General features: G+C 36.3%; 13 protein-coding genes. 4 read left to right on the forward strand and 9 right to left on the reverse strand.

All coding sequences use genetic code 11. The annotated features are described in order from the left end of the window. Nucleotides 1-163 precede the first annotated feature (163 nt). Nucleotides 164-2872, forward strand: coding sequence for an ABC transporter substrate-binding protein (locus ACP6PM_RS00840; RefSeq protein ID WP_426580960.1), 2709 nt, complete (start codon nucleotides 164-166; stop codon nucleotides 2870-2872). A 105-nt stretch (nucleotides 2873-2977) separates the two neighbouring features. Here the strand turns inward: ACP6PM_RS00840 and ACP6PM_RS00845 are convergent, their stop codons facing one another. The 4 genes from ACP6PM_RS00845 to ACP6PM_RS00860 all read right to left on the reverse strand — a co-directional run bounded on the left by ACP6PM_RS00845 (nucleotide 2978) and on the right by ACP6PM_RS00860 (nucleotide 5571). Then, nucleotides 2978-3583, reverse strand: coding sequence for a hypothetical protein (locus tag ACP6PM_RS00845; RefSeq protein WP_426580962.1), 606 nt, complete (start codon nucleotides 3581-3583; stop codon nucleotides 2978-2980). Nucleotides 3584-3831: 248 nt separating this feature from the next. Continuing rightward, the gene (locus ACP6PM_RS00850) at nucleotides 3832-4734 is read right to left on the reverse strand and encodes a hypothetical protein (protein WP_426580963.1); all 903 of its coding nucleotides are present in this window, start codon (nucleotides 4732-4734) and stop codon (nucleotides 3832-3834) included. A gap of 382 nt (nucleotides 4735-5116) precedes the next feature. Beyond that, the gene (locus ACP6PM_RS00855; RefSeq protein WP_426580965.1) at nucleotides 5117-5248 is read right to left on the reverse strand and encodes a peptidoglycan-binding domain-containing protein; all 132 of its coding nucleotides are present in this window, start codon (nucleotides 5246-5248) and stop codon (nucleotides 5117-5119) included. Beyond that, nucleotides 5242-5571 (reverse strand): peptidoglycan-binding domain-containing protein, encoded by a 330-nt coding sequence (locus ACP6PM_RS00860; RefSeq protein WP_426580967.1) that lies wholly within the window; start codon nucleotides 5569-5571, stop codon nucleotides 5242-5244. The genes ACP6PM_RS00855 and ACP6PM_RS00860 overlap by 7 nt, the downstream gene beginning before the upstream one ends. Nucleotides 5572-5949: 378 nt before the next feature. Between ACP6PM_RS00860 and ACP6PM_RS00865 the strand changes: the two genes are divergently transcribed. Then, nucleotides 5950-6147 carry a hypothetical protein gene (locus ACP6PM_RS00865; protein WP_426580969.1) on the forward strand — a complete coding sequence of 66 codons (198 nt, stop codon included), beginning with the start codon at nucleotides 5950-5952 and terminating at the stop codon, nucleotides 6145-6147. 191 nt (nucleotides 6148-6338) lie between these two features. Here the strand turns inward: ACP6PM_RS00865 and ACP6PM_RS00870 are convergent, their stop codons facing one another. Next, nucleotides 6339-6641: a peptidoglycan-binding domain-containing protein gene (locus tag ACP6PM_RS00870; RefSeq protein ID WP_426580971.1), complete on the reverse strand. Its 303-nt coding sequence runs from the start codon at nucleotides 6639-6641 to the stop codon at nucleotides 6339-6341. Nucleotides 6642-6826: 185 nt separating this feature from the next. Beyond that, the gene (locus ACP6PM_RS00875; protein ID WP_426580973.1) at nucleotides 6827-7078 is read right to left on the reverse strand and encodes a peptidoglycan-binding domain-containing protein; all 252 of its coding nucleotides are present in this window, start codon (nucleotides 7076-7078) and stop codon (nucleotides 6827-6829) included. 664 nt (nucleotides 7079-7742) lie between these two features. On the opposite strand from ACP6PM_RS00875, the gene ACP6PM_RS00880 reads away from it, so the two are divergent. After that, entirely contained in the window at nucleotides 7743-7934 is a 192-nt protein-coding gene (locus ACP6PM_RS00880) for a hypothetical protein (RefSeq protein ID WP_426580975.1), read from the forward strand. A 29-nt stretch (nucleotides 7935-7963) separates the two neighbouring features. Continuing rightward, nucleotides 7964-9238: an RNA-guided endonuclease InsQ/TnpB family protein gene (locus ACP6PM_RS00885; RefSeq protein ID WP_426580977.1), complete on the forward strand. Its 1275-nt coding sequence runs from the start codon at nucleotides 7964-7966 to the stop codon at nucleotides 9236-9238. 81 nt (nucleotides 9239-9319) lie between these two features. Here the strand turns inward: ACP6PM_RS00885 and ACP6PM_RS00890 are convergent, their stop codons facing one another. The 3 genes from ACP6PM_RS00890 to ACP6PM_RS00900 all read right to left on the reverse strand — a co-directional run bounded on the left by ACP6PM_RS00890 (nucleotide 9320) and on the right by ACP6PM_RS00900 (nucleotide 11844). Next, on the reverse strand, nucleotides 9320-9988 hold the full coding sequence (locus tag ACP6PM_RS00890; protein WP_426580979.1) for a hypothetical protein: 669 nt from the start codon (nucleotides 9986-9988) through the stop codon (nucleotides 9320-9322). A 228-nt stretch (nucleotides 9989-10216) separates the two neighbouring features. Beyond that, nucleotides 10217-10906 (reverse strand): hypothetical protein, encoded by a 690-nt coding sequence (locus ACP6PM_RS00895; protein ID WP_426580981.1) that lies wholly within the window; start codon nucleotides 10904-10906, stop codon nucleotides 10217-10219. A 491-nt stretch (nucleotides 10907-11397) separates the two neighbouring features. Next, the gene (locus tag ACP6PM_RS00900; protein ID WP_426580982.1) at nucleotides 11398-11844 is read right to left on the reverse strand and encodes a peptidoglycan-binding domain-containing protein; all 447 of its coding nucleotides are present in this window, start codon (nucleotides 11842-11844) and stop codon (nucleotides 11398-11400) included. Nucleotides 11845-12099 lie beyond the last annotated feature (255 nt).

Below are 12099 nucleotides of genomic sequence, written 5' to 3' on the forward strand. Positions count from 1 at the left end.
ACCCTACTACAAACAAACAAAAGGTTTGACAATATAATATCTTTGTGGCATTGAGATTCAGTGTTGGGTTTCGTATCCTCAACCCAACCTACAAAGAGCAAATTTTTGGAGATGTCTATTGAAATGAATATAATATTAAAACCAAAGCAATAAATTAATAATAATGCATAGACAAGTTGTTATCAAAATCGAAGAAGGCAGTTTTGAATTAGGTTTTCCTGTTTCCCTGGAGTTTTGGCAAGATGGTAGTATCATTGCCACAGAACGCAAGTGTCCTCAATTGCCCCCTAACCCAGATTTTCCTATAGTTTATGATGAATGGAGAAAGATTTATATTGAGTTGGGAGGACACCGACGAGGGATACATATACCAGATGGGCAAACTACCAACATCTCCAGTTTAGAAGGCTGTCAAAATGCCACTCTAACCCTAGAATCTAATGTCAGAAATTGGTTGGGGCAACCTATCTTTGGAGCTATAACAGCGCGAATTATAGGAGAACTTCAATACAGAACTACAAATGAATCAGTACGAGTTATAATCGATACATCAAATCCTTATCTGCGTAAGTTATCCTGGGATTGTTGGGATTTATTTGAGAAATCATATTTTTTACCCCAGGCAGAATTTTCCCTTTTATCTAAGCATAATCGACCAACAGAAACCTTGGAGAAACCGATTCACATTCTAGCAATTTTTGGCAGCGATGAAGGAGGATTAAAACTGCAAGAGGATCGGGAACTGATTGAGAACTTAAATATACATGGAGCAAGTATTACCTCTATTCCAGGGAGAGCAAATTCTCTGACTCCTCAAGAACTATTTGATACTCTTTGGCTCGGAAATTGGGATATTATTTTTTATGCTGGGCACAGTTCTGGTCAGACTATTCATGTCGATCATGCCTTAAATTTATCAATCGATCTTTTGAGAGAAGCTTTGAGGAGAAATGCTCCTAGAGTCAAGCTGGCAATTTTTAATTCCTGTGATGGACTGGGTATTGCTGAATATTTAGCTGATTTTAATATTCCCCATTTGATTGTGATGCGAGAACCTGTTCCGGATTTAGTGGCACGGCGTTTTTTAAAATATTTCCTGGAAGAATTTACTCAAGGGCAACCTCTCCACACCTCCGTTAGAAAAGCACGGAGACGTTTGCAACAACTGGAAATTGCTATTCCCAATGAATTGTTTTATCCAAGAGCATCTAGACTGCCTGTACTCATCCAAAATCCTGCTACACCTGAACTATATTGGTCTCTACCTGAACCTGAACCTGAACCTGAACCTCCAATAAAACCCAAGCACATAATTCTGTTTTTCTTGACGACCGTTGGTGTTTTGGGAATTTGTCGTTGGTTTTATCCTCAACCTGAAACCCTTGGAGATAACATCAGTAAAGGTGAGGAAATTCTGATAAAACTATTTCAACCACGAGACAAACAAAGGGGTGTGGATGCAGTTGCCCAATGCCAAAAACCATTGAATCATTTTCTACCTATTTGGAATAGTCATATTCGGCAAAAGTGGAATGATTGTTTTGTCACCAAAAAAAGTTATCAGGAGGCAGCTCAAAATCTTCAGCAAAGTTGGAAGACGGAACGAAGAGACCCAGAAACTTTAATTTATCTCAATAATACTCTTTTAGAAGCGACGGGTGTTGATTACTATACTATTGCAGTTGTGGTTCCAGTTTTACAAGATGAAACGGGGAATGTGAGTAATGTAGAACTCGCTGAAGAAATCTTGCGGGGAGTAGCTCAAGCGCAAATGGAAGCTAACTTGAATTTATTTTATCAGGCAAAATCCTCTAATTTCACTTTACCAGATGCAAATTTTCTAGACTTGAAAAGCTTGAATGGAAAAGGTTTAAAAGTTATCATTGCTAATGATGCTAACTTAGAGACTCAAGCGCAGAAGGTTGCCCAAACCCTGGTCAAACGGTCAGATATTTTAGGTGTTATTGCTTCTTGGACCAGTGATATGACGATGGCAACTGTAGATATATATAACCGAAATCAATTAGTATCAGTTTCTCCTGGTGCAAGCACATCTGAACTCACAGAACCACCTAGACCATTTTTCTTCCGAGTTGTCACAACTAATCATCTGCGAGCAGAAGCAATGGTTGATGTCTTGATGAATAAAATTAATCAAAATAGAGCTACAATTTTTTATAATCCTGCTAGTCCCTATTCTAGTGATTACAAAAAACATTTTAAACAAAAACTCTCAGAAAAAGGAGGATATGTTATTGATTTATTTGATATTTCTCAGCCTAATTTTAATGCTAAAAATGCTATCCAAAAAGTCAGAAAATATGGTAAATCAGCTATTGTTCTCATCCCAGATGGGCAAGTGACTAATGCTCTAGTTAATGCTCTGAAAATCATCGAAGAAAATGATGGTCAAAACTGGATAATTGGTGATTCGTCAATTTACAGTCCCAAAACCCTGAAATTCTCTCAACCAGAACTCTTGGAAAAACTGATGATCACCGTTAACTGGCATCCCCTAAGCAATCCAAAATCCTATTTTTCTCAGACCACTGAGCAGCTTTGGGGAGGGTCTGTTAGTAACCGTACAGCTTTGAGCTATGACGCAGCTCAGGTTCTCCTTGAAGGGATTCGGCAACAACCTACCCGCTTAGGAATTCAGAAGATATTAGCAGATAAAAATTTCAACTTTGAGGGGGTAACAGGACAAATTGAATTTAAACCAGGGACTGGCGATCGTAAAGAACAATCTATTGAGTTAGTTAAGGTTGTTCCTTGTCCAACGAGTCAGGAGTACAGTTTTACATTTATTCCTGTGAAGTTTTCAACACCTGAAGATGCAGGGTTGAACTGTTCTATTTCTGTCGATTTCTGACTCCTAATACCAACAGGAATTACGCCAAGACACATATATAGCCTTTAGCACTTGAAGCAATTGCTTCAAGTTAATCTTAATTCTCATTCCTAATTTATTTAGTATTTAGTTAGACCTCTCATATCGCTTATTCCAGGGTCCAAGTATTCCTAAAACTTGATTTCCATCCCATATTACTGTAGCAGTAGTATGACCATGATCAAAGTACGGACAATCTTTCCCAACTTTAAGTATTTCTCTATGTTTTGTTGCGTGAAGTGTCCAGGTTATACCAAGACGATTTTTCCATTGAAGTGTGTTATCATCGATCCGACTAATAGTCACATAATGCCAATCGTTTTTTCCACCAGAATGATACAAATGATTTTCATAGTTTCCCACAATTGAATTGACAACCGAATCAGTACCAACCTTTTCCATCAAGCGGTTCAAGATTACATATCCTTGTGGGTTGACAACAGTCAGGCGGATAATTGATGGATTTTTAGGGCGGTGAGCAATAATATATTTGTGATTTCCGTTTTTAAAGGTATAAGTATAGCCTTTGTTATTCCCTTTAATATCAGGATTTTTCAAAGTTATAAAAGCACCACTTTTTCTAGATTTAGCTTCATAAGTATAGTTTCTGAACTCATCTAATTTCAGCAAAACAACCGAATTTTCCCTATTATCCATGAAAGCTCCAGTTGGACGGACAAAATCGGTAGGCATTGCAGAAGCACTATGAGAATTTCAGGTAATATCTGCGATCGCAGGAACAGATAAACCAATAATAGATGCAAGAGCAATAGCTTTGATGTTCATATTTTTATCTTCCTTTAAGTATTTTGTCAGTTTGTTTTGTTTCCTATCAAACCCAGACAGGAAAATAATTACCAGCGTTTAAATTAGTAATAGCTATAATTCTTACAGAACGAGATATTTAGGGATTTTTTTTAAGCCATAAAGCGACAGGTATATTACTTCTGATCCGAGGCTTTATTATTATTCGTCGCGACATCTACCGGCCTATGGGATTTTTCAAGTTTGTTTAAAAACTTTTTACTTTGAGACAAAAAGACAGTCCCAGTACCTACTAATCCTATTTTATCCATGTTTTCTATTATCCACTTCCAGTTTTTTTTCCAAAAAGCATAAGGCTCAACTGTCACATCTATGTCTAACTCATAAGTCTTTAACTGAAAACTTTCTTGTGACTGATTATCAGTATTAAAACGAGCATAAACCACTAGATAAAGAGTGATATCTTCACCTGCTTCTTTTGCTGTCACACTCCAAACCCATTCAGCTGAACCAGCTTCTGGTAGGGCTTGCTTTCCATCTACGGGATATAGTGGTTTTACTTCAATGTGTTCACCCTCACTTTTTAAAGTTGCCTTCATAAAGTGGCTTATCATTATTTCAGCAGTATCAGAGTTCGATTCAAGATACTCTGATAAATTAGATTCTAAATTTCGAGAGATTCTTAATTTAACTTCTTCAGTATCACCTACCTTCATTTTTTCAGGTGGTTTATTCAGACGAACAAATCCACTTGAAAGATTATCAAAGGCTCTTTTTAAAGCTATTTTTGACAATTCATCAGCACCAAGTCTTGGAGTCTGTCTTGGACTAATTCCAGGCATATCAGGGATAGGCTCTGCTTGAGATGCTGGACTTTGTGATGTAATAGGAGATGATTCTGATAATATTTTTCCTACTCCTACCTCCTTTAAGGCTTCAGGAGTTGGTACGGCTTCAGGAGTTGGTAAGAATTCAGCAGTGTTTTTATGATGTTTAAAATACCAACCAGTAGAAATAAGTACCAATATTCCTATAAGAAAAGAAATTGAGAATTTAGTTGAGATATTTTTTCTTATCATATACAATATTATCCAGAATCCTAATGTTTAGTGCCAACTAATCTTATAATTCTTGTTTGGCAAAACTTTTAATTCCTTACCTAGAAAAGTATGCTATTCCTTTCATCAACTATTTTTAATAAATAGTGAAGACTGAAATCGAGTAAATTCCTTATCTAGTTTGTGATTACAGGGCAGTTGGCACTTAATTACAGTTACCCTAGTTTTACGCCTTTAAGAATGGCAGAAATATTGAGGCGTTTCGGCTGTCGCCGACATGTTTGCGGAGCATTCCGTCAGGAAAAGGCGGAGCAAGTGCGACAGCTATATCGCCTAAATTAGTAGACGCTATGTATAGCGCCCTAGCGTAAGTCCTGATTAGTTTTGATTAGTGAATTCAACTCTAAACATCGATCAATTCTAATCGTTCCCAAGTTTGGGGACCAACAATTCCATCTACAGTTAAACCAGAGGATTTTTGGAAATTCTTCACAGCTTCTTCTGTTGCTACACCAAATATTCCATCAACTACCAAAGAACCAAATCCAATACCATTTTTAACCGTCTTTGTAGATATTCTACATCTTCTCTAGTGCTACCAAAATACAGAGTAGCGCGGACAATTGTATCTACTACTGCCCAAGTTTGGGAACCCACAATTCCATCCGCAGTTAAACCATAGTATTTTTGAAAAGCTATGACAGCTTCCTTTGTAAGATTACCAAATATTCCATCAACTACTAAGCTATTATCAGCAACAGTGGCATTCAAAACTTTTTGTAAATCTTTCACATCTTTACCAGTGCTACCAAGGGATATAGTAGGACGAGTAGTAGTTGTTTGAGTTCCAGCAAGCATAATTTTCTCCTTGTTTTTTGAATTGAGTAGGACTTACGCATTAACGCTAGAAATAGCCTATTAATTGGTCATCATTCAAGATAAACTAACTATATTTAGTGCCGTTGTGTAAGTCCTGCTCTATATTTTTATTATCAGTGCATTCCTGGATGAATAGTAAAAATGTGCATAAGTTATCACAATTAACTTTTTATTGTGGGTGGACGTGCATTTTCTTACACATTGATTAACAGTTAGGGGTCACATTCTGGCATTACAGCAGTTATGGAGAGAAACGGAGGCAATATTAGAAAAGCTCAAAGTTTTAATCGTCATACAGATATGAAGATCTTGATGATATATGACGACAACTTGCAACAACCACAACTGGAGTTTTAGATGAAATATAAAATCACTTTCTCTACCGACTTCCCTTCTGGAGAAGATATTTTTGTTGAGGATTTTGTGGAAGTATTAGAAGCTGAGGGAAAACGTAGAAAACTTGATATTTACGGCATTTTGAATAAGAAGCTTGAGGAAAAATATGACAATTTCAATGATATTAATTATGAAGGAATCAAGATAGAGAAAGTCTAATATGGAAAACAGAAAAAAAAATAGCCCCTAAGTATATAGGGGCAAAAAAAAAACACACACAAACACATACAATAAATAAAAAAGGAGTGAAGTACCTCAACTATAACGAAGTTTAGTTAAGGCTTCCCCCCCATCTAAAATAAAACACTTTTAGATGAGGAATCCTTATGCTTTCTGTCAGAGCGATAGTTTTAATAAGTATATTTGAAGATAGCATCACCTAACGCTTTCCAGGTTTGGGGACCTACCACTCCATCTACTGTAATATCAGGCGATGGAAAAGGAAAAGTAGCGTTATAATTTTGTTGAAACTCAGTTACTATTTGTTTGGTTTGATTATCATATTGGGCATCAAATCTCACGCCAGTTGTAATCAGAGCAGGTCTACCTTGTTGCAAACCGAACCAATAGATTGAGGATAACAATTGTTCAAGAAACCGAACACTATCTCCACTATCTCCTTCTTTTAATACAGGCATTGTTGATACAGTCATTTGAGAAAATTCCTTAGTTTAGTTGAAGATGATTGTAGCAATCAGTAATCAGTTTTCAAGTCGTATAATAGGGATTTTTACCCCCGAATTTTAGCTAAATACTGAATGCTGGTAAAAAAATGGTTTGTTGATAGCTACCTTAGCCATAGCTATGGTTTTGTTAGTTTTGATTAGTGAATTCAACTCTAAACATCGATCAATTCTAATTCTCTCCAAGTTTGAGGACCAACAATTCCATCTATTTCGTCATCTAAAAAACCAGAAGATTCTTGGAATTTCTTCACAGCTTTTTCTGTTGCCGGACCAAATCTTCCATCAACTTCCAAGGAAGCAGATATAAGAAAATTTAACCGTCTTTGTAGATATTCTACATCTTCACCACGGCTACCAAGGGCAAGAGTAGGATGAGTGTTAGTTGCTTGAGTTCCAGTAAACATAATTTTCTCCTTGTTTTTGAATTGAGTAGTACTTACGCATTAACGCTAGAAATAGCTTATTAATTGGTCATCATTCAAGATAAACTAACTATATTTAGTGCCGTTGTGTAAGTCCTGCTCTATATTTTTATTATCAGTGCATTCCTGGATGAATAGTAAAAATGTGCATGAGTTATCACAATTAACTTTTGATTGTGGGTGGACGTGCATTTTCTTACACAATTAACTTTTTATTGTGGGTGGAGGTGAATTTTCTGACACATTGATTAGCACTCAGGGGTCACATTCTGCCATTACGGCAGTTAGTGATTAATGCGGATATCAATGGCAGTCTTCAGATAATCAGAAAGAAATTCCCAGAGTGCTTTACTGCCGTTTGCGTAGCATTCCGTAGGATGGGAATAGTGAGCTGTGCCGAGAGCGCCTATATTGGTTAATCCAATATCAAGATAAAAGCTGTTACGATTTTCTACAGTTTTTTTCGTACGGTAGAGAAAGTCTAATATCGAAAAACAGAAAAAAATAGCCCCTAAGTCTATAGGGGCTAAAACTTTTTCGAGTCAAGATTGCTATATTTTTATTATCAGTGCAATCCTGGATAAATAGTAAAAACGTGCATAAGTTATCACAAAAATTCTGCTGCATCCTCTGGACGTGGAAAAAAATGCACAATATACAATTTTCCCGTTTTGGCACAGTCTCTCTAATTACAGTCACTATAGTTTTACGCCAAAATGAAGAAAATCATCGCAAAAAGTCGGTAAGTGGGAAACCCGCCAGTTTTAACGGCGGGATGGAAGCGATCCGATGGGTTTTAACCCATAGTCATATTGACATTTCGAGATTCTTTCGCTAATATAGATATTATACAGCGAAAACTATTGTATGTACCTAACTCAAAAGAACAAAATTAGAAATTTGTCTAGCACCGAATTTAAAGCATTAAGACAATTGTGCAGATTATCTAAAAATATGTACAATGTCGGCCTGTATTCTGTGCGACAATTCTATTTTTCTGAGGGCGGATATCTAAGGTATGAATCCAACTATCATTACTGCAAAGAAAATGAAAATTATCAGTTACTTCAAACCGATATTGCACAGCAAATCTTGAAAGTTGTTGACAGGTCTTTTAAGTCATTTTTCAACTTAATTCAGAAGGCCAAAGAAAGTCTATATCGGTTTGAACAAATACGAATGCCTAGATACCTCAAAAAAGAGGGTTACTTCCCTTTAATAATACCTCGAATTAGGGTAAAGGATGGATATTTTAATATTCCAATGTCTAGGAAATTCAAGGCTGAATATGGTGCAGTAAAAATACCTTTTCCTGAAAGATTGGCAGATAAAAATCTTAAGGAAGTTAGAATAATTCCTAGATTTGATGCCCAGTTTTTTGAAGTAGAATTTATTACGGAGTCGGAGCGACAACCAACAGTAAAAACTAATAATGTCCTAGCAATAGACTTAGGTTTAGACAATTTAGCTACTTGTGTATCAAATACTGGGTCATCGTTTATTTTAGACGGTAGAAAACTTAAATCAATCAACCAGTGGTACAACAAAGAAAATTCTAGATTGCAATCTATAAAGGATAAGCAGGGTATTAAAGGTTTAACCAAAAAACAAATTAGCATTACGGTAAATCGGAATAATAAAGTTAGAGATTACCTAAATAAAGCAACTAGGTACTTAATCAACTGGTGTCGTAAAAATAGGATATCTACTCTAGTTGTGGGTGTGAATTATAGTATGAAGCAAAATATTAATTTAGGCAAAAAAACTAACCAAAAGTTTGTACAGATACCACACCATAGTTTGAGAATGAAACTAAAAGCTATGTGTGATAGATACGGGTTAACTTACAGTGAACAGGAAGAATCTTATACATCTAAAGCTAGCTTTTTAGATGGTGATTTAATACCTGTGTATAATGCTGATAATCCAACTGAATATAGTTTCAGTGGTAAACGAGTTAAGCGTGGTTTGTACAAGACTAGAGAAGGAAAATTGATAAATGCTGACTCCAATGGTGCAGCAAATATTGGAATCAAAAGCAACCTGAATGGGTTTATCCCGGACAGGCTAGAGGCATCCTTGGCTATGCCATTAAGGGTTAAATTTGACGTGAGGAAAGTCCGGCAAATTTGTTCCGCTTAAGAATCCACGCGACTTTCAGTCCGTGGAGTGTCAACATATTAGGGATGCTCCATAGAACACCCCTATTATTTGATCAAATGTTTATTTATATTGTCTTTGTTTCAAAGCACCACTAATAACCGCAACACCCAAAGCTAATAAACTAAAAATAGCAGTTGGTTCAGGTGTAGAGACTGGAGAATCAATATCTTCACTAATTACTGTGAAAGGGTTTGTTGGCATTGTCTGTCTGGAGCTATTGCTTCCCAACCAATTAGAGCTATCGCTGATGGCTGCCAGTAATTCTGCTTGGGTACCAGAAGTGATACCTGTATAAATAGCATTGTCAAATTCGTTTACAGCTACTGCTGTTTCACCATTGACTAAACCTGTTGGCAGGGCAGATGTATTAGAGCTGGTTGAGTCAGACTGCCATATTCCAGGATTACCTTCACTATTGAGAGCATAAAGAAAGTTTGGGCTGCTACTATCTCCTTGATAAGCAAGAATTTGGTCGCCAGCAGCCGAGAATAAAATACTACTAACAGTAGGATTAATTATTGTTCCCGCAGCAATATCTGTAGCTGCTGTCCAAGTAAAAGTTCCTTCAGTAGCTCTGAAAGTACGATCGGCTTGCCAACCGTTATCGGTAAAATTGATTTGTGTCCCTGCAGCAATATCTACTAATGATGTAAAGGCAAATTCGTCAGTGTTGTCAAAGTTGAAGCCGACAATTGCTATATCACCTGCTGATAATCTCATGGTAGCCATTTATATTTCCTAGTTAGTTGGATTGTATTATTATTGGACAAAAAGTAAGTGTAATATTATCTAAGACTCAAATATTTTTGATCGCAGAGAACTTGGCACTTAATTACAGTTACTCTAGTTTTACGCCAAAACGGAGCGTTTATTGATACTGAAATTTATTTTAGGTTTTCAGTCTAATTTAGGTTTTATAACTTAATTAACTACATTTGTTAATATCCGAAGTTGTTACTAACTGTTACAATACGAAATAACCTGAGCTTCTGTCTTCTTATTTTTTGTATCTTCATTTCCAAACAAGTAGTAGTCAAAATCAAACCAAACTGTGTAGATCCCATTTTTACTATGGTTTATAAAAATACTAAATTGATCTACATCATTAGGAAGATATTTGAATTCCCGATCATCTAAAACTTTAGAGTCAGATTTTTGAGTTAAACTAGCAGTGTATTCAAACTCTTTCATCATCGCAGCACCGAGCTCAGGTTCATTAGTTAATTGGGGACATCTTGAGTAATCCCAATTAAGAGTTAATCTTTCGACAATAAAAGTACCACTAATATTTTGATTACCTATTTTTATGTCAGCATAACTATTCTTGCTATCTATTTCATTCATATTATATATAACTGTAGGTTCAATATTAGAATTATCAAGAGGTGGTTTTTCACCTGTAGTTGGAGTTCGAGGAGTTGGAGGAGTTGGAGGAGTTGGAGGAGTTGGAGATGATGCAAAGTTAAGAACGATACCAAGCACTAGAATAAATAACCCTATAGGAATAGTAAATTTTTTTTGTTCTCGTGAAACCTCAATTATACCACCTATTTTTGTAACAAATCCTAAAATAATAATCAATAGTCCTGCCACAATTAGCATGGTTGGTATTTGCAAATTAAGTAATACTTTTATTACGTCTGTCATGTTTTCTAAGTTCTTTGATTGTAGAATTTGACAACTTTATTCATAACTTAACTTACTGGGACTTACACAAAATAAAGGCAGAAAATAGGCTCAAATATACATAGGCAGAGGCTTTTACGTCAAAAATACATAAATCCTGAATTATCAAGGGTTCTAGCCATTTTTAAGGTTTTGACGTAATTTCCTTGTCTAGACTTAGTTTGACGCATTTTTCCTACAAAAAAATGTCTAAGTACCATTACTGCAAGTTTCAAATGCAAATTCGGTTGCTCTGCGTCGGTCTCGCCTGTGTCTCCGACGGCCTTACTTCTCTCGAATAAAACCGTAGAGAACTCTTAAGAACTAGGTAATGAGCTGGTGTTGAACACAGTATTAATAGCGGTTTAAAATGCGCTAGAATATTTTCTATTGTATTAAGATAGGCGAGAATAACTGAAGTCCTCAGTGGGAGCGGTGAACTCCCACACTTGGATAATACAACCTAAAAATCGTTAGTCTTGAATCATAATGCTCATCAGAGCATACCAAGTTAAAGGACCGACAATGCCATCAACTTCTAAGGACATCTCTGTTTGGAATGCCTTGACATATGCTTCAGTGTTTGAACCAAAAATACCGTCTACAACTAGAGTTCCATAGTTCGTTTCATTCATGGTAATTTGCAGACGTTTAACATCATCACCGCTGCTACCCCGACCAATAGTAGGAGGCAGTAAAGCTCCCCAAGTTTGAGAACCAACTATACCATCCACTATTAAATTTCGGTCTTTTTGGAACTGCTTAACTGCGGCATCAGTGCTAACACCAAAGATACCATCTTCCACTAAAGAACCATAGCCAGCATTATTGAGAAGGCGTTGTACCAGAGTCACATCATAACCGTTGCTTCCGTTGCGTAAAACTGGTAAAGATAAAGAACTTGAAATACTTAATGTCATTGTTAATTCTCCTGTATTTAGGATAGATGAGTATGAAAAATTAGAGCGATTTGGCGTCAGTCACCCCAGGAGTTTACTCCAAGAGTTTGTACATTCTTGTTGCAGTCATATCTAGAGATGTAGCAACAAGAGTGTTGAAGTTTTAATAGGTGTATTTGAAGATAGCATCACCTAACGCTTTCCAGGTTTCAGGACCTACTACTCCATCTACTGTAATATCAGGCGATGGAAAAGGAAAAGTAGCGTTATAATTTT

Origin of the sequence: Dapis brunnea BLCC-M229 (assembly GCF_050015995.1) — a bacterium.
Classification (GTDB): Bacteria; Cyanobacteriota; Cyanobacteriia; order Cyanobacteriales; family Microcoleaceae; genus Trichodesmium.

What these genes read in the sequence shown, in the direction of transcription:
- ACP6PM_RS00840 (WP_426580960.1), top strand. Translation starts at nt 164, where the DNA reads ATGCATAGACAAGTTGTTATCAAAATCGAAGAAGGCAGTTTTGAATTA.
- ACP6PM_RS00845 (WP_426580962.1), bottom strand. Translation starts at nt 3,583, where the DNA reads ATGCCTACCGATTTTGTCCGTCCAACTGGAGCTTTCATGGATAATAGG.
- ACP6PM_RS00850 (WP_426580963.1), bottom strand. Translation starts at nt 4,734, where the DNA reads ATGATAAGAAAAAATATCTCAACTAAATTCTCAATTTCTTTTCTTATA.
- ACP6PM_RS00860 (WP_426580967.1), bottom strand. Translation starts at nt 5,571, where the DNA reads ATGCTTGCTGGAACTCAAACAACTACTACTCGTCCTACTATATCCCTT.
- ACP6PM_RS00865 (WP_426580969.1), top strand. Translation starts at nt 5,950, where the DNA reads ATGAAATATAAAATCACTTTCTCTACCGACTTCCCTTCTGGAGAAGAT.
- ACP6PM_RS00870 (WP_426580971.1), bottom strand. Translation starts at nt 6,641, where the DNA reads ATGACTGTATCAACAATGCCTGTATTAAAAGAAGGAGATAGTGGAGAT.
- ACP6PM_RS00875 (WP_426580973.1), bottom strand. Translation starts at nt 7,078, where the DNA reads ATGTTTACTGGAACTCAAGCAACTAACACTCATCCTACTCTTGCCCTT.
- ACP6PM_RS00880 (WP_426580975.1), top strand. Translation starts at nt 7,743, where the DNA reads ATGCACAATATACAATTTTCCCGTTTTGGCACAGTCTCTCTAATTACA.
- ACP6PM_RS00885 (WP_426580977.1), top strand. Translation starts at nt 7,964, where the DNA reads ATGTACCTAACTCAAAAGAACAAAATTAGAAATTTGTCTAGCACCGAA.
- ACP6PM_RS00890 (WP_426580979.1), bottom strand. Translation starts at nt 9,988, where the DNA reads ATGGCTACCATGAGATTATCAGCAGGTGATATAGCAATTGTCGGCTTC.
- ACP6PM_RS00895 (WP_426580981.1), bottom strand. Translation starts at nt 10,906, where the DNA reads ATGACAGACGTAATAAAAGTATTACTTAATTTGCAAATACCAACCATG.
- ACP6PM_RS00900 (WP_426580982.1), bottom strand. Translation starts at nt 11,844, where the DNA reads ATGACATTAAGTATTTCAAGTTCTTTATCTTTACCAGTTTTACGCAAC.